This is a genomic window from Caldimonas sp., assembly GCF_046291045.1.
Classification (GTDB): domain Bacteria; phylum Pseudomonadota; class Gammaproteobacteria; order Burkholderiales; family Burkholderiaceae_C; genus Caldimonas.
On record NZ_JBKBSL010000008.1, the window covers coordinates 38,143 to 55,386 of the forward strand.

At 68.5% G+C, this 17,244-nt stretch carries 16 protein-coding genes; 7 read left to right on the forward strand and 9 right to left on the reverse strand.

The features are described 5' to 3' along the window. The first annotated feature begins 63 nt into the window (after positions 1–63). Positions 64–1,029 carry a fumarylacetoacetate hydrolase family protein gene (locus tag ACK4ZD_RS04410; protein WP_409659178.1) on the forward strand — a complete coding sequence of 322 codons (966 nt, stop codon included), beginning with the start codon at positions 64–66 and terminating at the stop codon, positions 1,027–1,029. Here ACK4ZD_RS04410 and ACK4ZD_RS04415 read toward each other — a convergent pair. Then, positions 1,020–1,910 carry a pirin family protein gene (locus tag ACK4ZD_RS04415; RefSeq protein WP_409659180.1) on the reverse strand — a complete coding sequence of 297 codons (891 nt, stop codon included), beginning with the start codon at positions 1,908–1,910 and terminating at the stop codon, positions 1,020–1,022. The genes ACK4ZD_RS04410 and ACK4ZD_RS04415 overlap by 10 nt on opposite strands. A gap of 167 nt (positions 1,911–2,077) precedes the next feature. On the opposite strand from ACK4ZD_RS04415, the gene ACK4ZD_RS04420 reads away from it, so the two are divergent. Beyond that, positions 2,078–2,806, forward strand: coding sequence for a PhaM family polyhydroxyalkanoate granule multifunctional regulatory protein (locus ACK4ZD_RS04420; protein ID WP_409659182.1), 729 nt, complete (start codon positions 2,078–2,080; stop codon positions 2,804–2,806). Positions 2,807–2,809: 3 nt separating this feature from the next. Here the strand turns inward: ACK4ZD_RS04420 and ACK4ZD_RS04425 are convergent, their stop codons facing one another. Further along, positions 2,810–3,475, reverse strand: coding sequence for a hypothetical protein (locus ACK4ZD_RS04425; RefSeq protein WP_409659184.1), 666 nt, complete (start codon positions 3,473–3,475; stop codon positions 2,810–2,812). Positions 3,476–3,617: 142 nt separating this feature from the next. Between ACK4ZD_RS04425 and ACK4ZD_RS04430 the strand changes: the two genes are divergently transcribed. The 3 genes from ACK4ZD_RS04430 to glcF are packed head-to-tail and all read left to right on the forward strand — an operon-like array spanning position 3,618 to position 7,505. Then, positions 3,618–5,132, forward strand: coding sequence for an FAD-linked oxidase C-terminal domain-containing protein (locus tag ACK4ZD_RS04430; protein WP_409659186.1), 1,515 nt, complete (start codon positions 3,618–3,620; stop codon positions 5,130–5,132). A gap of 22 nt (positions 5,133–5,154) precedes the next feature. Next, a complete protein-coding gene (glcE, locus tag ACK4ZD_RS04435; RefSeq protein ID WP_409659188.1) occupies positions 5,155–6,243 on the forward strand; it encodes a glycolate oxidase subunit GlcE in 1,089 nt (362 codons plus the stop codon). Positions 6,244–6,260: 17 nt separating this feature from the next. Next, positions 6,261–7,505 (forward strand): glycolate oxidase subunit GlcF, encoded by a 1,245-nt coding sequence (glcF, locus tag ACK4ZD_RS04440; protein ID WP_409659190.1) that lies wholly within the window; start codon positions 6,261–6,263, stop codon positions 7,503–7,505. A 71-nt stretch (positions 7,506–7,576) separates the two neighbouring features. On the opposite strand, the gene ACK4ZD_RS04445 is transcribed toward glcF, so the two are convergent. From ACK4ZD_RS04445 to glpD, 7 genes are all read right to left on the reverse strand, one after another. After that, a complete protein-coding gene (locus ACK4ZD_RS04445; protein WP_409659192.1) occupies positions 7,577–9,310 on the reverse strand; it encodes an ABC transporter substrate-binding protein in 1,734 nt (577 codons plus the stop codon). A gap of 89 nt (positions 9,311–9,399) precedes the next feature. After that, positions 9,400–9,708, reverse strand: a complete 309-nt coding sequence (locus ACK4ZD_RS04450) for a DUF2160 domain-containing protein (RefSeq protein ID WP_043700926.1) — start codon at positions 9,706–9,708, stop codon at positions 9,400–9,402. Position 9,709: 1 nt separating this feature from the next. Further along, entirely contained in the window at positions 9,710–10,525 is an 816-nt protein-coding gene (locus tag ACK4ZD_RS04455; protein ID WP_409659195.1) for a carbohydrate ABC transporter permease, read from the reverse strand. Beyond that, positions 10,522–11,412 (reverse strand): carbohydrate ABC transporter permease, encoded by an 891-nt coding sequence (locus ACK4ZD_RS04460; protein ID WP_409659197.1) that lies wholly within the window; start codon positions 11,410–11,412, stop codon positions 10,522–10,524. Before ACK4ZD_RS04460 ends, ACK4ZD_RS04455 begins: the two co-directional genes overlap by 4 nt. Then, complete coding sequence (locus ACK4ZD_RS04465; RefSeq protein ID WP_409659199.1) at positions 11,409–12,494, reverse strand: ABC transporter ATP-binding protein; 1,086 nt, start codon at positions 12,492–12,494, stop codon at positions 11,409–11,411. Before ACK4ZD_RS04465 ends, ACK4ZD_RS04460 begins: the two co-directional genes overlap by 4 nt. Further along, complete coding sequence (locus ACK4ZD_RS04470) at positions 12,494–13,573, reverse strand: ABC transporter ATP-binding protein (protein ID WP_409659201.1); 1,080 nt, start codon at positions 13,571–13,573, stop codon at positions 12,494–12,496. Before ACK4ZD_RS04470 ends, ACK4ZD_RS04465 begins: the two co-directional genes overlap by 1 nt. Further along, on the reverse strand, positions 13,557–15,176 hold the full coding sequence (gene glpD, locus ACK4ZD_RS04475) for a glycerol-3-phosphate dehydrogenase (RefSeq protein WP_409659203.1): 1,620 nt from the start codon (positions 15,174–15,176) through the stop codon (positions 13,557–13,559). The genes ACK4ZD_RS04470 and glpD overlap by 17 nt, the downstream gene beginning before the upstream one ends. 204 nt (positions 15,177–15,380) lie before the next feature. Between glpD and ACK4ZD_RS04480 the strand changes: the two genes are divergently transcribed. Together ACK4ZD_RS04480 and ACK4ZD_RS04485 are read left to right on the forward strand one after the other, a co-directional pair. Next, positions 15,381–16,157, forward strand: a complete 777-nt coding sequence (locus ACK4ZD_RS04480) for a DeoR/GlpR family DNA-binding transcription regulator (RefSeq protein ID WP_409659301.1) — start codon at positions 15,381–15,383, stop codon at positions 16,155–16,157. Continuing rightward, positions 16,154–17,244: FGGY family carbohydrate kinase (locus ACK4ZD_RS04485; RefSeq protein WP_409659205.1), on the forward strand; the 1,091-nt coding region annotated here is incomplete at its 3' end. The genes ACK4ZD_RS04480 and ACK4ZD_RS04485, both read left to right, overlap by 4 nt.

Consider the following 17,244-nt stretch of genomic DNA (forward strand, 5'->3'; position numbering starts at 1 on the left):
GCGGGCCCGCTCGCCCAAGGGGCGCTGCCTACAATCGTGCATTCTGCGTTTCCCTCTCCCGGCATGAAACTCGCCACGTACAAGGATGGTTCGCGCGATGGACAGCTCGTCGTGGTGTCGCGCGACCTCACCCAGGCCCATTATGCGGCCGGCATCGCCACCCGCTTGCAGCAGGTGCTGGACGACTGGAACTTCCTGTCGCCGCAGTTGCAGGATCTGTACGTGACCCTCAACCAAGGCCGTGCCCGCCACGCCTTCCCCTTCGATCCGGCGCTGTGCATGGCCCCCCTGCCCCGCCCGGTGCAGGCCTACGACGCCTGGGCCAGCGCCGCGCACCTCGAGCGCCTGGGCTGGCCGGTGCCGGCCAAGGTCGATGGCCCGCTCGTGCGGCCCTGGGTCGGCGACGTGCTGGGGCCGACCGATCCGCCGCCCGGGCCGACGGCGCAGGCTGCTGCGGACCTCGGGCCCGGGCTGGCGGTCGTCACCGGCGACGTGGCCCCGGCGTGCAGCCCCGCCGAGGCGCTGGAGGGCGTGCGGCTGCTGATGCTGGCCTGCACCTGGACGCTGCCGGCCCGGCTGGAGGAGGAGCGGGCGCTGGGCCTGGGGCTGCTGCACGGCCGCCCTGCCACGTCGTACGGCCCGGTGGCCGTCACGCCCGACGAACTGGGCGAGGCCTGGCGGCGCGGCCGCGTGCACCTGGGCCTGAAGGTGCAGGCCCAGGGCCGGCGCCTGTGTCGTGGCGATGCCGGGGCCGCGATGGCCTGGCACGTGGGCCGCTGGCTGGCCCAGGCCGCCCGCACACGGGCCCTGCCCGCCGGCACCGTCGTGCACAGCGGGCCGCTCAGCCCGGTCGAGCCCTCTGGCGGGGTGGCCTGCCTGGCCGAGCGGCGCGCCCAGGAGACCCGCGAGCACGGCGAGCCGCGCAGCCCCTGGCTGCTGGCCGGCGACCGCGTGCACATCGAGCTGCAAGCCGACGACGGCAGCCCCCCGATGGGCGCCATCGACTGCGAAGTGCCCGCTCAAGGATAAGGAATGCGTTCCGTCTCGCCGGGCACCGGCGGGAAGGCCTGCGGATCCTGGCGGGCCCAGGCCTGGACGGCCTGCTCGATGCGTTCCTGGCGCGAGGAGACGAAGTTCCAGCGCATGTGACGCGGGTGCTCGGCGGTATTGCCCGGGCCCAGGTCGAGCGGGTCGCCGCCGATCAGCATGAAGCGCACCGCCTCCAGCGCCCGCAGGCGCACCGGCCGCGGCGGCAGCACGAGCATGTCGCCGGGGTTCAGCGGCTCGCCGTCGGCCGTGAGCGAGCCCGAGACGACGTACAGCGCCCGCTCCTCGTGCTCCAGCGGGACCTCCATGTGAGCGGTCGATTCGATCTCGCCGGCCACATAGAGCGTGCGGCTGCGCACCGGCACTGGCGAGGTCTGGCCAAAGGCGTCGCCGGCGATCACGCGCAGGTGCACGCCGGCCGAGCGCACCTCGGGCAGGCCGGCCGCGCTGACGTGAACGAAGTCGGGCAGGGCCTCCTCGTCGGCCAGCGGCAGCGCCACCCAGGTCTGGATGCCATGCAGGCGGTGCCCAGCCGCGCGCAGCGCCTGCGGCGAGCGCTCGGAATGCACGATGCCGCGCCCGGCGACCATCCAGTTGACGTCGCCCGGACGGATGTCGCGCACCGTGCCCAGGCTGTCGCGATGGGTGATCACGCCCTCGAAGAGGTAGGTGACGGTGGCCAGACCGATGTGAGGGTGGGGCCGCACGTCCAGTCCCTGGCCCGGCGCGAATTCGGCCGGGCCCATGTGGTCGAAGAAAACGAAAGGGCCCACGGCCCGGGCGGCGGCGGCCGGCAGCAGGCGGCGCACCATGAAACCATCGCCCAGGTCGTGGGTGTGGGAGGCCAGCCGGATGAATGCCATAGGGGGTCGTCCTCACGATGCGGCAGGCATCTGCCGGGACTTCAGCCTACCACCACCGGCGAGATCCAGGGCAGCCTGCGCCCCAAACCCCGAGTGCCGATGCGCTTGGCCGCTGCGCACCGGCAGCGCACAATGGCCCTCAGCGCAGCAACCACGGAGCCCCCGCGATGAGCGACCCCCTGCAAGGCATCGGCAAGCTGGTGCCCGGTTTCGACTTCCTGCAAGGCCTGGTGAAGAATGCCGGCTCGGCCCTGCCCAACTTCGGGCAGTGGGTCGCCCCCACGCTCAACCCCGAGGAGCTGGAAAAACGCATCGAGGAACTGCGCACCGTGCAGTTCTGGCTGGAGCAAAACGCCCGCATGCTCGGCGCCACCATCCAGGCGCTGGAGGTGCAGCGCATGACGCTGTCCACGCTGAAGACCATGAACGTGCCGGTGGAGACCTTGCGCGAGTCGCTGACGCTGCGCCCGCCCGAGGCTGCCGCGAAGGCGGCGGACCGACCGAAGACGCGCCGGCGTCCGGCCGCGAAGGCGGCAGCCCTGGCGAGCGGGGCGGCCGCGGCACCGGCCGTCGATCCGGTGCAGTGGTGGGGCGCCCTGACCCGCCAGTTCACCACTCTGGCCGCCTCGGCCATGAAGGATGCCGCCAGCGAATCGGCGCGCCACCTGGCCGGCGAACTGGTCCGTCAGTCGTTCACGGCCGCCGAGGATACCCTGCGCAAGAGCGTGGCCACCGCGGGCAAGGCCGCCCGTCAGGTCAAGGCCGGCGCCGCCGGCGCTGCCGGACTGGCCGCACGGGCGGGCCAGGCCGCCGGCCAAGTGGCGATGCAGGCCGCCACCCCGAAGCCACGCGCATCGGCGCCCCGCCGGCCGTCCGCCAAGGCCCGCAAGGGCTGAGCCTCAGGACCGCCGATCCCGTTGCCGGTGCTGCCAGGCGCCCAGGGCCACCAGGAATGCCAGGGCCAGCTCCATCACCTCCTCGATGGCGGTCTGCCAGGCCCGCACGGCGGCCCCGAGCACGATGCCCAGCTCCTCGGCCAGGATGGCCGGGGCGCGGTCGGCCACCTTGCCCACCACCAGCGTCACCGCGAAGGTGAGCACCGTGACGGCCACCGGATCGCCGCGCCGCAGGCCGCGCAGCACGCCCGGCCCCCGCCGCACGACGAGGTGGGCGCAGGCCAAGGCCACCGGGGCCAGCACCAGTGCGGCCACCACGCGGTGCAGGGGGCGTCCGTCGCGCAGGAAGAAGCTGAACTTGAGCACGCTCGTGCCGGTGAAGGCCTTGTGCCAATCCATCTCGCGGGCCGCAAACGCCAACATCACGACGGCCAGCGAGGCCCACAGCCGCCAGTCGTCCTCGGGCCGGCGCCACGCCGCGATGAGGGCGGCCGTGACCACATACAGGGCAGCGTTGAGCCCCTCGACGGGCCCATGCTCACTCATCAGCGCCATCGTGGCCGGCGCCGGCAGGACGATCCAGACCAGGTGGGCCAGCCCCAGGAAGGCCAGGGCCAGCCAGACGGCGGCGCCAGGCCGCAGGGCGAAGGAAGAAGAAGAGGGGGGCATGGGCATGTCGGACGGCCGTGACGGCCCCAGGGCCGCGCATCTTTGCGTCCTGAGCAAAGCCGAAATGATGCCTCAAAGCGCGCAGTGTTCAGCCCACGCTCAGCCGGCCGCGTTACATTGGCGGCACACGAGGAGACCCCCGATGAACGCTCCCCTGCGTCCCGACACGCTGGCCGCAGCCGACGAAGCGGACGAACGCACCCGGCGCCAGGCCGAGGTGGTGCAGGCCCTGTCGCAGGTGCTGCCCGCGCATGCACTGCTGTGGCACCGCGAGGACACCACACCCTACGAATGCGATGGGCTGACGGCCTATCGCGAGCAGCCGCTGGCCGTGGCCCTGCCCGAGACCGAGGAGCAGGTGGCCGCGGTGCTGCGCACCTGTCATCGACTGCAGGTGCCGGTGGTGGCGCGCGGCGCCGGCACCGGCTTGTCGGGGGGCGCCCTGCCCCACCGCCTGGGCGTGACGCTGAGCCTGGCCAAGTTCAACCGCATCGTGCGCATCGACCCGCATGCACGGATCGCCGTGGTGCAGTCGGGCGTGCGCAACCTGGCCATCAGTGAAGCGGCCGCGCCCTATGGCCTGTACTACGCGCCCGATCCGAGCAGCCAGATCGCCTGCACCATCGGAGGCAACGTCGCCGAGAACTCGGGCGGCGTGCACTGTCTGAAGTACGGGCTCACCGTGCACAACGTGCTGCGGGTGCGTGGCTACACGGTCGCAGGCGAGCCGCTGGAACTGGGCAGCCATGCGCTGGACGCGCCGGGCCTGGACCTGTTGGCTGTCTTCATCGGCAGCGAGGGCATGCTCGGCGTGGTCACCGAGGTGACCGTGAAACTGGTGCCCAAGCCGCAACTGGCGCGCTGCATCATGGCCAGCTTCGACGACATCCGCAAGGCCGGCGACGCCGTGGCCAACGTGATCGCCGCCGGCATCATCCCCGCCGGGCTGGAAATGATGGACAAGCCGATGACGGCTGCCGTCGAGGCCTTCGTGCATGCCGGCTACGACCTGGACGCGCAGGCCATCTTGCTGTGCGAGAGCGACGGCACGCCCGAGGAGGTAGCCGAGGAGATCGCGCGCATGATGGACGTGCTCGTCGCCTCGGGCGCCACGCGCGTGGAGGTGAGCAAGGACGAGGCGCAGCGGCTGAAGTTCTGGAGCGGTCGCAAGAACGCCTTCCCCGCCAGCGGCCGCATCAGCCCGGACTACATGTGCATGGACTCGACCATCCCGCGCAAGCGCCTGGCCGACATCCTGCTGGCGATTCAGCAGATGGAAAAGACATACGGCCTGCGCTGCGCCAACGTTTTCCATGCCGGCGACGGCAACCTGCATCCGCTCATCCTCTTCGACGCCAACGACCCCGACCAACTGCACCGCTGCGAGCGCTTCGGCGCCGACATCCTCGAAACCAGTGTGGCCCTGGGCGGCACCGTCACCGGCGAGCACGGAGTGGGCGTCGAGAAGCTCAACTCGATGTGCGTGCAGTTCTCGCCGGCCGAGCTGGAGCAGATGCGTGCGCTCAAGCGCGCCTTCGACCCCGCCGAGGGGCTCAATCCCGGCAAGGTGGTGCCCACGCTGAACCGCTGTGCCGAGTACGGCAAGATGCACGTGCGCAAGGGATTGCTGCCCTTCCCCGAGTTGGAACGCTTCTGACCCCTTTGCCCCTTCCTTGCGCATGAACCCGGATCCTGCCCTCGACCGCCTGATCGACCAGGTGCGCGCCGCGCTGGCCGACGGCCGCCCCTTGGCCATCCAGGGCGGCCGCACGAAGTCGTTTTACGGCGAACCCCTCGTGGGCGAGCCGCTGGAGCTGCGGCCGTTGGCCGGCATCTCCAGCTACGAACCCACCGAACTCGTCGTCACCGCCCGTGCCGGCACACCGCTGGACGAGTTGGAGGCCGCCCTGGCCGAGAAAGGCCAGTGCCTGCCCTTCGAGCCGCCGCGCTTTGCCAGCGGCGGCACCGTGGGCGGCATGGTGGCCGCCGGCCTGTCCGGTCCCTCGCGGGCCGCGGTGGGCGCGGTGCGCGATTACGTGCTGGGTGCCACGATGCTCAACGGGCGGGCCCAGGTGCTGAGCTTCGGCGGCCAGGTGATGAAGAACGTGGCGGGCTACGACGTCTCCCGATTGCTGGCCGGCTCGCTGGGCACGCTCGGGGTGATCCTCGAGGTCTCGCTGAAGGTGCTGCCGATGGCGCCGGCCACCGCCACCTTGCGCTTCGAGATGGACGAGGGCACCGCGCTGCAGCGGCTCAACGAATGGGCCGCGCAGCCCCTGCCCCTGAACGCGAGTGCCTGGTGGGATGGCGCCCTGCTGCTGCGGCTGCGCGGCGCCCAGGCCGCCGTGGCCGCCGCCAGCCGGCAACTCGGCGGCGACCCCATCCCGGCGATGCAGGCCGGCCCCTTCTGGGAGGGCCTGCGCGACCAGCGCGACGAGTTCTTCGTCAAGGCCCGCGCCGCGGTGCAGACCGGCGCCGGCCTGTGGCGGCTGTCCGTGCCGCCGACGGCCGCCCCGCTGCGCCTGCCGGGCGAGCAGCTCATCGAATGGGGAGGGGGCCAGCGCTGGTGGTGCACGCCGGCGCCGGCAGCCGCCGTGCGCGAGGCCGCCCGCCAGGCCGGCGGCCACGCCACGCGCTTCCATGGCCCGCCGGACGGCCCGGTCTTCACGCCCCTGCCGCCGGTGCTGGAGCGGCTGCATCGTTCGCTCAAGGCGGCCTTCGACCCGCAGGGCCTGTTCAACCGTGGCCGCCTCCTGAGCGGCCTGTGACCTCCGAGCCCCTTCGCATGCAGACCCATCTCGCCCCCGAATTCCGCGACACGCCCGAGGGCCGGGAGGCCGAGGCCATCCTGCGCAAGTGCGTGCACTGCGGCTTTTGCACCGCCACCTGCCCCACTTACCAGTTGCTGGGCGACGAACTCGACGGGCCGCGCGGACGCATCTACCTGATGAAGCAGGTGCTCGAAGGCCAGAGCGTCACGCGCAAGACGCAAGTGCACCTGGATCGCTGCCTGACCTGTCGCAACTGCGAATCGACCTGCCCCTCGGGCGTGCAATACGGGCATCTGGTGGACATCGGCCGCCGGATCGTGGAGGAGCGCGTCGAGCGGCCCGCCGGCGAAAAGCTCGTGCGCGCCATGCTGCGCGAGGGGCTGACCTCGCGTCTGTTCGGCCCGGCAATGAAGCTGGGCCAGATGGTGCGACCGCTGCTGCCCGGCGCGCTGAAGCACAAGGTACCGCCACGCGACAGACGCGCACGCGCCCACCAGTGGCCCACGCGCACGCACGAGCGCAAGGTGCTGATGCTCACGGGCTGCGTGCAGCCGGCCATGATGCCCAACATCAACAGCGCCACGGCGCGTGTGCTGGACGCCGCCGGCATCCAGACCCTGGTGGCCGACGGCGCGGGCTGCTGCGGCGCGATCCGCACCCACCTCAACGACCACGAGGGCGGCCTGGCCGACATGCGGCGCAACGTCGATGCCTGGTGGCCGCTGGTCAGCCGCGGCGAGGTCGAGGCGATCGTGATGAACGCCTCGGGCTGCGGCGTGACGGTGAAGGAGTACGGACACGCCCTGCAGCACGACCCCGATTACGCCGAGCGCGCGCAGCGCATCAGCGCGCTCACGCGCGATCTGAGCGAACTCCTGCCCGCCCTGGTGCCCACGCTGAAGTCGCGTTTGCGGCGCGACGTCGGCTCCGGCAGGATCGCCTTCCATCCGCCTTGCACGCTGCAGCACGGGCAGCAGTTGCGCGGCGGCGTCGAGCAAGTGTTGCGCGAGCTGGGCTTCGAAGTGCAGCTGGCTGCCAACGAATCCCACCTGTGCTGCGGCTCGGCCGGCACCTATTCGGTGCTGCAGCCCGAGCTGGCCTACCAGCTTCGCGACCGCAAGCTCTCGCACCTGCTGCCGCTGCAGCCACAGGCCATCGTCTCGGCCAACATCGGCTGCATCCAGCACCTGCAAACCGGCACGATGACGCCGGTGCGGCACTGGATCGAGCTGGTCGACGAGGCGTTGCACGGCACCTGAAGAAAAAGGCCCTGCGGGGAGACGCCGCAGGGCCATGAAAGGAAGGGGCCTGGTGGCTCCTTCCCGGCAGCTCAGCGCACGCGGCCGGCGCGCCAGGCGGCGAGCAGCTTCTCGTACTCGATGGTCTCACCCTTGGGCTTCTCGTTGGCCAGCTTGGCCCACGGAGCCCCCTTGTCGCTCAGCCACTTCTTCGGATCCTCCTTCTTGTTGAGCTTGGGCGCACAGCGGGCCATGCCGGCGCGCTCCAGGCGGGCCAGCACCTGGTCCATCTCCTCGGCCAGGTTGTCCATGGCCTGCTGCGGGGTCTTCTCACCCGTCACGGCCACCGCCACGTTCTTCCACCACAGTTGTGCCAGCTTGGGGTAATCGGGCACGTTGGTGCCGGTGGGTGTCCAGGCCACGCGGGCCGGGCTGCGATAGAACTCCACCAGGCCGCCCAGCTTGGGCGCGAGGTCGGTCATGGCCTTGGACTGGATGTCGCTTTCACGAATGGGTGTCAGGCCCACGATGGTCTTCTTCAGCGACACAGTCTTGGAAGTCACGAACTGGGCGTACAGCCAGGCAGCAGCGGTGCGGTTCGGGTCATGCTTGGCGAAGAAGGTCCAGGAACCCACGTCCTGGTAGCCGTTTTGCATGCCCTGCTTCCAGTACGGGCCATACGGTGACGGAGCCATGCGCCATTTCGGCGTGCCATCGGCATTGACCACCGGCAGGCCCGGCTTGGTCATGTCGGCGGTGAAGGCCGTGTACCAGAAGATCTGCTGCGCGATCTGGCCCTGGGCCGGCACCGGCCCGGCTTCGCTGAAGGTCATGCCCGTGGCTTCCTTGGGCGCGTACTTCTTCATCCAGTCCACGTACTTGGTGAGTGCGTAGACGGCCGCAGGCGAATTGGTGGCCCCGCCGCGCGCCACCGAGGCCCCCACCGGGTGGCAGCCATCGGGCGTGGTGCGGATGCCCCATTCGTCCACCGGCTTGCCGTTGGGGATGCCAATGTCGGCGGTGCCCGCCATGGACAGCCAGGCGTCGGTGAAGCGCCAGCCCAGGCTGGGATCCTTCTTGCCGTAATCCATGTGGCCGTAGATGGGCTTGCCGTCGATGGTCTTCACGTCGTTGGTGAAAAACTCGGCAATGTCCTCGTAGGCGCTCCAGTTCAGCGGCACGCCCAGGTCGTAGCCGTATTTGGCCTTGAAGCGATCCTTCAGATCTTTACGCTCGAAGAGGTCGGCACGGAACCAGTACAGGTTGGCGAACTGCTGGTCGGGCAGCTGATAGACCTTGCCGTCCGGTGCGGTGGTGAAACTCAGGCCGATGAAGTCCTTGAGGTCGAGACCCGGGTTGGTCCATTCCTTGCCCGCGCCGGCCATGTAGTCGGTCAGGTTCATGATGTGACCATAGCGCCAGTGCGTGCCGATCAGGTCGGAGTCGGAGATCCATCCGTCATAGATCGACTTGCCCGACTGCATCGAGGTCTGCAGCTTCTCGACCACGTCGCCTTCCTGAATGAGGTCGTGCTTGACCTTGATGCCGGTGATCTCCTCGAAGGCTTTGGCAAGCGTCTTGGACTCGTATTCGTGGGTGGTGATCGTCTCGGACACCACCGAGATCTCCTTCACCCCCTTGGCCTGCAGCTTCTTGGCCGCTTCGATGAACCACTTCATCTCGGCCATCTGCTGATCCTTGGTCAGCGTCGAAGGCTGGAACTCGGTGTCGATCCAACGCTTGGCCTCGGGCTCACCGGCCCAGGCGGCCTGACCAACCGCCAAGGCCATCGCAGCGAAGGCGATCGCCTTCATGTGCACTTTCATCACAGGTCTCCTCATGAGCGCGCCCCTCGTACGTCTGGATCCCGGCCCTGGGGGGCGAGGCGGGCCGGATCCGTCAAACCGATGTCGGCTCAGCCCTTGCGCATGATCAGTGCGACCAGGCCCATCGAAAGCACGAAGCTGATCCACACGGAGGGCGGATCCTCGAGTGAGAACCACTCGACGAAGCTCTCGCCCAGCCCCACCCAGGCCAGGTTCACGTAGGCCGCGCACAGCAGGCCGATGAACAGCCGGTCACCGCGGGTGGTGGGGATGGGCAAGAAGCCCTTGCGCATGACCGTGGGGGACTTGATCTCCCAGATCGTCATGCCCACCAGCATCAGCACGATGCAGATGAAGAACACGGCCACCGGGGTGGTCCAGACCATCCAATCCAACATGTCAGACCCTCCCCATCGCGAAGCCCTTGGCGATGTAATGCCGCACGAACCAGATCACGATGGCGCCGGGCACGATGGTGAGCACCCCGGCGGCGGCCAGCACGGCCCAGTCCATGCCCGAGGCGCTGACGGTGCGCGTCATCGTCGCGACGATGGGCTTGGCGTTCACGCTGGTCAGCGTACGCGCCAGCAGCAGCTCCACCCAACTGAACATGAAGCAGAAGAAGGCCGCCACGCCCACGCCGGCCTTGATGAGCGGCAGGAAGATCGTGAGGAAAAAGCGCGGGAAGCTGTAGCCGTCGATGTACGCCGTCTCGTCGATCTCTCGCGGCACGCCGCTCATGAAGCCCTCCAGGATCCACACGGCCAAGGGCACGTTGAACACCAGGTGCGCCAGGGCCACCGCCCAGTGGGTGTCCATCAGTCCCAGCGTCGTGTAAAGCTGGAAGAAGGGCAGCAAGAACACCGCCGGCGGCGTCATCCGGTTGGTCAGCAACCAGAAAAAGACATGCTTGTCGCCCAGGAAGCGGTAGCGCGAGAAGGCATAGGCCGCCGGCAGCGCCACGGTGATCGAGATCACCGTGTTGATCGCCACGTAGATGAGGCTGTTGATGTAGCCCGAGTACCACGACGGGTCGGTGAAGATCGTGCGGTAGTTGTCCCAGGTGAAGTCCTGCGGCCAGAAAGTGAAGCTCGACAGGATCTCGTTGTTGGTCTTGAAGCTCATGTTGACCATCCAGTAGATGGGCAAGATGGCAAAGACCAGGTAGGCGATCAGGAAGAGCGTGCGCTTTTGGAAGCGTCCGGTCGGGTTCATTGCCCGCCCTCCTTCGGCGTGGTGCCCACGCGCTGCATCCAGTTGTAGAGGATGAAGCACAGCAGCAAGATGATGAGGAAGTAGATCAGCGAGAAGGCCGCTGCCGGGCCGAGGTCGAACTGGCCCACGGCCTTCTGAGTGAGGTACTGCGACAGGAAGGTGGTGGCGTTGCCCGGGCCGCCGCCGGTGAGCACGAAGGGCTCGGTGTAGATCATGAAGCTGTCCATGAAGCGCAGCAGCACCGCGATCATCAGCACGCCGCGCAGCTTGGGCAGCTGGATGTAGCGGAAGACGGCGAACTTGCTCGCCCCGTCGATACGCGCGGCCTGGTAATAGGCATCCGGGATGCTGCGCAGACCGGCATAGCACAGCAGCGCCACCAGCGGCGTCCAGTGCCACACATCCATCACCAGCACGGTCAGCCAGGCATCGGTGGCGTCGCCCGTGTAGTTGTAGTCGAAGCCCAGCCATTGCAGCGCCGCACCCAGCAGGCCGATGTCGGTGCGGCCGTAGATCTGCCAGATCGTGCCGACCACGTTCCAGGGAATGAGCAGCGACAGCGCCACGATGACCAGCACGGCCGAGGCCTTCCAGCCCTGCGCCGGCATGGACAGCGCCAGCAGGATGCCCAGCGGAATCTCCACCGCCAGCACGGCCATCGAAAAGCCAAGCTGGCGCAGCAGCGCACCGTGAAGCTCCTCGTCGCGCATCACCATCGCGAACCACTCGGTGCCCACGAAAACGCGACGCTCGGGCGAGATGATGTCTTGCACCGAGTAGTTCACCACCGTCATGAGCGGCAGGATGGCCGAGAAGGCCACGCAGATGAAGACCGGCAACACCAGCAGCCAGGCCTTCTGATTGACCGGCTTGAGCTCGTCGTTCATGCCAGCAGCTCCTCGTTCTTGTAGTAGCAGGTGTGCGGTCCCACCAGGCGCAGCCACATCATCTCCCCGGCGGCAGGCACCCGGGCCTCGGGACTCAGCCGCGCCCTCAAGACGGCCTGATCCACCCGGCTCGTGAGCATCCAGTAGGTGCCGATGTCTTGCACCTGCTCGATGCGCACCGCCACGGCATCGGGGTGCCCCTCGGGGGCGGGCTCCACGTACTCCGGCCGCACCCCCAGCACGAACTCACCGGCTTGGCGCAGGGCTTCGACCTTGTCCGCAGGTGCCGCCAGCCGGCTGTCGCCGACCAGCAACTGCCCATCGGCATAGCGAGCCTGCAGGAAGTTCATGCCCGGCGAGCCGATGAAGTGCCCGACGAAAGTGTGCCGGGGCCGCTCGAAGAGTTCGTCGGCGGTGCCCACCTGCACGGCGCGGCCGCGCGTCATCACGACCACCTCGTCGGCGAAGGTCAGCGCCTCGACCTGATCGTGGGTGACGTAGATCAGCGTGAGCTTGAGTTCGTGGTGGATCTGCTTGAGCTTGCGCCTCAGCTGCCACTTCAGGTGTGGGTCGATCACTGTGAGCGGCTCGTCGAACAGCACGGCCGAGACATCCTCGCGCACCAGGCCGCGGCCCAGCGAGATCTTCTGCTTGGCATCGGCGCTGAGGTTGGCCGCACGCTGGTGGAGCTGACCGCTCAACTCGAGCATCTCTGCGATCACCCCCACGCGCTGCCGGATGCGATCGGGGCTGACGCCACGATTGCGCAAGGGGAACGCCAGGTTCTCGGCCACGGTCATCGTGTCGTAGATGACCGGGAACTGAAAGACCTGGGCGATGTTGCGCTCCTGAGGGCTCAGACGGGTCACGTCGCGCCCGTCGAACATCACCGTACCTTGAGACGGCGTGATCAGGCCCGAGATGATGTTGAGCATGGTCGTCTTGCCGCAGCCCGAGGGGCCTAGCAAAGCGTAGGCCCCACCATCGCGAAAGCTCATCTTCAGCGGCAGCAACGCGTAGTCGCTGTCTTGCGTCGGCCGAGGCTTGTAGGCATGGGCCAGATCGAGGTCGATGCGGGCCATCAGGCTTCCCTCCGATTCGTCCGCTCGGGCGCCACGAGCAAGGCGCCGGCCTCATTGAAGACATACACCTGAGAAGGGTGCAGGTAGAGCGTGATCGAAGCCCCCAGGGCGAAGTCATGCACCCCGGTGAGCTGCGCCACCACTTCACCCACCGGCGTGTCCACGTGCACGAAGGTATCGCTGCCCGAAATCTCGGCGAGTTCCACGGTGCCGGGCAGGGCCACGTCACCCTCGCGGCGCCGCACGCGCAAGGCGCTGGCGCGCACGCCCAGGGTCACGCTGCGCGAGCCGTTCGAGGGCAGTGGCACACCCACCTGCACATTGCCCGGCAACTGCACGCCCAGCGTCGCGGCCTCGCCCGGCAGCAGGTTCATCGGCGGGTCGCTGAAAGCACGCGCCACACGGATGGACTGGGGACGGTGAAACACCTCGGCGGTGGGGCCGTACTGCAGCAGCTCACCCGCGTCCATCACGGCGGTATATCCGCCCAGCAGCAGGGCCTCGGTGGGCTCGGTGGTGGCATAGACCACCGTCGAGTCGCCCGTGGCGAAGAGCTGGGTGAGCTCCTCGCGCAGCTCCTCGCGCAGCTTGTAGTCGAGGTTCACCAGCGGCTCATCGAGCAGCATCAGCGGCGCCTGCTTGGCCAGCGCGCGGGCCAGGGCCACACGCTGCTGTTGGCCGCCCGACAGTTCCGCCGGCAGGCGGTTCAGGAAAGGCTCGATGTGCAGCTTGGCAGCCAAAGCCCGAACTCGGGCGTCGATGTCCTTTTCGCCGCGCAGCTTCAGCGGCGAAGCGATGTTGTCGCGCACCGTCATCGAGGGGTAGTTGATGAACTGCTGGTAGACCATCGCCACGTTGCGCCGGCGCACGCTCAGCCCGGTCACGTCGCGACCATCGACCCTCACCCGTCCGCGCGTCGGGACATCGAGCCCGGCCATCACACGCATCAGCGAGGTCTTACCGGCTTGTGTGGCGCCCAGCAGCACCGTGACGGCCCCGGGCACCAGGCTCAGGTCCAGGGGATAGAGATGGGTCTGTCCGCCCACCCGCTTCTCGATGCCTTCAAGCATCAACTGCATGTCGTCTCCCAGCTTGTTGTGCACGGCTGTCGAACCACTGCGCCACCGCGCTTTTTTGGTCTGCGCTGAAATGCAGGCCCAGCTTGCTGCGGCGCCACAGCACGTCCTCGGCGCACGTCGCCCACTCGTGGGTCCACAGGTAGTGCAGCTCGGCCTCGTAGAGTCCGGGCGCGACTTCTTCCCCCAAATCTGACAAGCCGCTCGCTTCGCCCAGCACCCAGTCGATGCGTGAGCCGTAGGCCCGGGCCAGGCGGCGGCGCACGCTTTGCGGCAGCCAAGGATGGCGCTGCGCGAGGGCTTGATCGAATCTCTCGAAGTCCCTGTCCGGGCGATGCGGCGCGCCAATGTAGGCGCTGAGGTCGCCCCCAGGCAGATAGCGCCCTTCGGTCCACCCCCCGGGGGCGTGGGCCAGCGGTGGGCCGAGCAGGTCGGCCGCCTCCTCGGCCAGCTTGCGGAAAGTGGTGATCTTGCCGCCCCACACCGACAGCAGCGGCGCCTGGGACGTGTCCAGCTCCAGCAGGTAGTCGCGCGTGACGGCCGAGGGGTCGCCCGAGGCATCGTCGAGCAGCGGCCGCACACCGGCGTAGGTCCACACCACGTCCGTGCGGGTGACGGGCTGGGCGAAATACCGGCTGGCCTGCTCGCACAAGTAGGCGATCTCGCTCTCGTCGATCTGCGCGGCGCCGATGGGGCCGTGGTGTTCGACGTCGGTGGTGCCGATGAGGGTGTACTGGCCCTCGTAGGGAATGGCAAAGATGATGCGCTTGTCGGGGTTTTGGAAGATGTAGGCCATCGGGTGGTCGAACATCTTCTTCACGACGATGTGGCTGCCTTTCACGAGGCGCAGCGATTTGGTGTGGTGCTGCTGCGCCTGGCGGCGCAGGAAGTCCTCAGTCCAGGGACCGGCGGCGTTCACGAGGGCCCGGGCGCGCACCTGCAGGGCTGCACCACGGGCCGGCTGCAGCGTGGCTTCCCAGCCCTGCGGGCTGCGACGTGCCTGCGTGCAGCGCGTGCGCGTGAGGATCATTGCGCCATGGGCCTGGGCGTCGAGCGCATTGAGCACCACGAGCCGGGCGTCGTCCACCCAGCCGTCGGAGTAGACGAAGCCCTTGGTGTAGCGGCCCTTGAGCGGTGCACCGGCCACATGATGGCGCAGGTCCACCGTCTCGGAGCCGGGCAGAACCTCCCGGCGCGCCAAATGGTCGTACAGGAACAGACCGGCGCGGATCATCCACACCGGCCGCATCGCCGGATCGTGCGGCATCACGAAGCGCAGCGGCCACATGATGTGCGGCGCGCTCTTGAGCAGCACCTCGCGCTCTTGCAGCGCCTTGCGCACCAGTGAGAACTCGTAGTACTCGAGATAACGCAGCCCGCCGTGGATCAGCTTGGTCGAGGACGAGGAGGTGTGCGAGGCCAGATCGTCCTTCTCGCACAGCACCACCTTCAGGCCACGCCCGGCCAAGTCGCGGGCGATGCCCGCGCCATTGATGCCGCCGCCCACGACGAGCACGTCGCAGTGCAGGGGCGCAGCGCCGGCCGCGGCAGCCGCGGCGACGTCCGGACGGTCGAAACTGGCGTGAGGCACGCGGTCCAAGGGCATCTCCTGAGGGGCTCGGGCGGTGAATGCGCCCGCAAATGTTCGATTATGTTCGTTTTTTGCTCCTCTTTTTTCGTTTTAGACCCAATCCCGTCCAATGACAAGGCCTGGTAAACCCTCATTCCTTTTCGTTTTCGTTCGCTTAAGGTTCGCGGCGCCCCCGCCGTCCCACGCGGGACAATGCGCGGCATGTCGAGCCCACCCTTGATGACCCCCAACCCCCGCCAATCGCAGTTGCTGGACGAGGTGCGTCGCCTCGGTTCGGTGTCGGTCGAGGCCCTGGCCGAACGCTTCGGAGTGACCCTGCAGACCGTGCGGCGCGACGTAAAGCTGCTCAGCGAGGCCGGGTTGGTGGCACGTTTCCATGGCGGCGTGCGCGTGCCCAGCTCGACGGTGGAAAACATTGCCTACCGCCAACGCCAGAGCCTGAACGCGCAGGCCAAACGCCGCATCGCGCGCGCGGTGGCCCAGGCCGTGCCCGAGGGCTGCTCGCTCATCCTGAACATCGGCACCACCACCGAGGCCGTGGCCCACGAGCTGTTGCGCCACCGCGGCCTGCGCGTGATCACCAACAATCTCAACGTGGCGGCCATCCTCAGCGACAACCCCGACTGCGAGGTCATCGTCGCCGGCGGCGTGGTGCGCTCGCGCGACCGCGGCATCATCGGCGAGGCCACGGTCGACTTCATCCGCCAGTTCCGCGTGGACATCGGCCTGATCGGCATCTCGGGCATCGAGGCCGACGGCACGCTGCGCGACTACGACTACCGTGAGGTGAAGGTCTCTCGCGCCATCGTCGAGCACTCGCGCGAGATCTGGCTCGCCGCCGACCACAGCAAGTTTCACCGGCCCGCGATGGTCGAACTGGGGCACCTGAGCGAACTCGACCGCCTGTTCACCGACGCGGCGCCGCCCGAGCCGTTTCCGGCCCTCCTCGCCGAGGCCGACGTGCAATGCATCATCGCTCCTGAGGACACGCCATGAACTACCTCCTCGCGCTGGACCAAGGCACTTCCAGCTCACGCAGCATCGTCTTCGACCGCGACGGCCAGATCGTCGCGATGGCCCAGCGCGAGTTCCGTCAGCTCTACCCCCAGCCCGGCTGGGTCGAACACGACCCACGCGAGATCTGGGACACCCAGCTCGCCACCGCGCGCGAGGTGCTGGCCCAGGTGGGTGCGCGCGCCCAGGCGATCGCCGCCCTGGGCATCACCAACCAGCGCGAGACCACCGTGGTGTGGGACCGCGCCACCGGCGAGCCCGTCTACAACGCCATCGTCTGGCAGGATCGCCGCGCCGAGCCCACCTGCGAAGCCCTGCGCGCCGCCGGCCTGGAGCCGGTGGTGCAGGCCAAAACCGGCCTGCGCATCGATGCCTATTTCTCGGGCACCAAGCTCAAGTGGATCCTCGACCACGTGCCCGCGGCACGCGCCAGGGCGCAGCGCGGCGAACTCGCCTTCGGCACGGTGGACAGCTGGCTGGTGTGGCAGCTCACCGGGGGGCGCGTGCACGCCACCGACGTGAGCAACGCCTCGCGCACCATGCTCTTCAACGTGCGCGACAACCGCTGGGACGAGGAGCTGCTGCGTGCGCTCGACATCCCCGCCTCGCTGCTGCCCGAAGTGCACCCGTCCAGCCACCGCTACGGCGAGGTCATCCCCGGCCTGCTCGACGCACAGGGCCCCAAGCACCTGGCGATTGCCGGCATCGCGGGCGACCAGCAGGCGGCCCTCTTCGGCCAGGCCTGCTTCAAGGCGGGCCTGGCGAAGAACACCTACGGCACTGGCTGCTTCATGCTGATGCACACCGGCGAGCGCTTCCAGCTTTCACAGAACGGCCTGGTCACCACCAGCGCCGCACAGCCCTCGGCCACGCCCGAGTTCGCACTGGAAGGCAGCGTCTTCATCGGCGGCGCCGTGGTGCAGTGGCTGCGCGACGGCCTGCGCGCCATCCAGGCCTCGGGCGAAGTGGAAAGCCTGGCCGACACCGTGCCCGACTCCGGCGGCGTGATGTTCGTGCCCGCCTTCACCGGCCTGGGCGCCCCCTACTGGAAACCCAAGGCCACCGGCGC

Excerpts from the sequence above, each read along its gene's own strand:
- ACK4ZD_RS04470 (WP_409659201.1), bottom strand. The coding sequence starts at position 13,573 with ATGCAGTTGATGCTTGAAGGCATCGAGAAGCGGGTGGGCGGACAGACC.
- ACK4ZD_RS04465 (WP_409659199.1), bottom strand. The coding sequence starts at position 12,494 with ATGGCCCGCATCGACCTCGATCTGGCCCATGCCTACAAGCCTCGGCCG.
- ACK4ZD_RS04445 (WP_409659192.1), bottom strand. The coding sequence starts at position 9,310 with ATGAAAGTGCACATGAAGGCGATCGCCTTCGCTGCGATGGCCTTGGCG.
- ACK4ZD_RS04420 (WP_409659182.1), top strand. The coding sequence starts at position 2,078 with ATGAGCGACCCCCTGCAAGGCATCGGCAAGCTGGTGCCCGGTTTCGAC.
- ACK4ZD_RS04410 (WP_409659178.1), top strand. The coding sequence starts at position 64 with ATGAAACTCGCCACGTACAAGGATGGTTCGCGCGATGGACAGCTCGTC.
- ACK4ZD_RS04425 (WP_409659184.1), bottom strand. The coding sequence starts at position 3,475 with ATGCCCCCCTCTTCTTCTTCCTTCGCCCTGCGGCCTGGCGCCGCCGTC.
- glcE (WP_409659188.1), top strand. The coding sequence starts at position 5,155 with ATGAACCCGGATCCTGCCCTCGACCGCCTGATCGACCAGGTGCGCGCC.
- glpD (WP_409659203.1), bottom strand. The coding sequence starts at position 15,176 with ATGCCCTTGGACCGCGTGCCTCACGCCAGTTTCGACCGTCCGGACGTC.
- ACK4ZD_RS04480 (WP_409659301.1), top strand. The coding sequence starts at position 15,381 with ATGACCCCCAACCCCCGCCAATCGCAGTTGCTGGACGAGGTGCGTCGC.
- ACK4ZD_RS04450 (WP_043700926.1), bottom strand. The coding sequence starts at position 9,708 with ATGTTGGATTGGATGGTCTGGACCACCCCGGTGGCCGTGTTCTTCATC.
- ACK4ZD_RS04430 (WP_409659186.1), top strand. The coding sequence starts at position 3,618 with ATGAACGCTCCCCTGCGTCCCGACACGCTGGCCGCAGCCGACGAAGCG.
- ACK4ZD_RS04460 (WP_409659197.1), bottom strand. The coding sequence starts at position 11,412 with ATGAACGACGAGCTCAAGCCGGTCAATCAGAAGGCCTGGCTGCTGGTG.
- glcF (WP_409659190.1), top strand. The coding sequence starts at position 6,261 with ATGCAGACCCATCTCGCCCCCGAATTCCGCGACACGCCCGAGGGCCGG.
- ACK4ZD_RS04455 (WP_409659195.1), bottom strand. The coding sequence starts at position 10,525 with ATGAACCCGACCGGACGCTTCCAAAAGCGCACGCTCTTCCTGATCGCC.
- ACK4ZD_RS04415 (WP_409659180.1), bottom strand. The coding sequence starts at position 1,910 with ATGGCATTCATCCGGCTGGCCTCCCACACCCACGACCTGGGCGATGGT.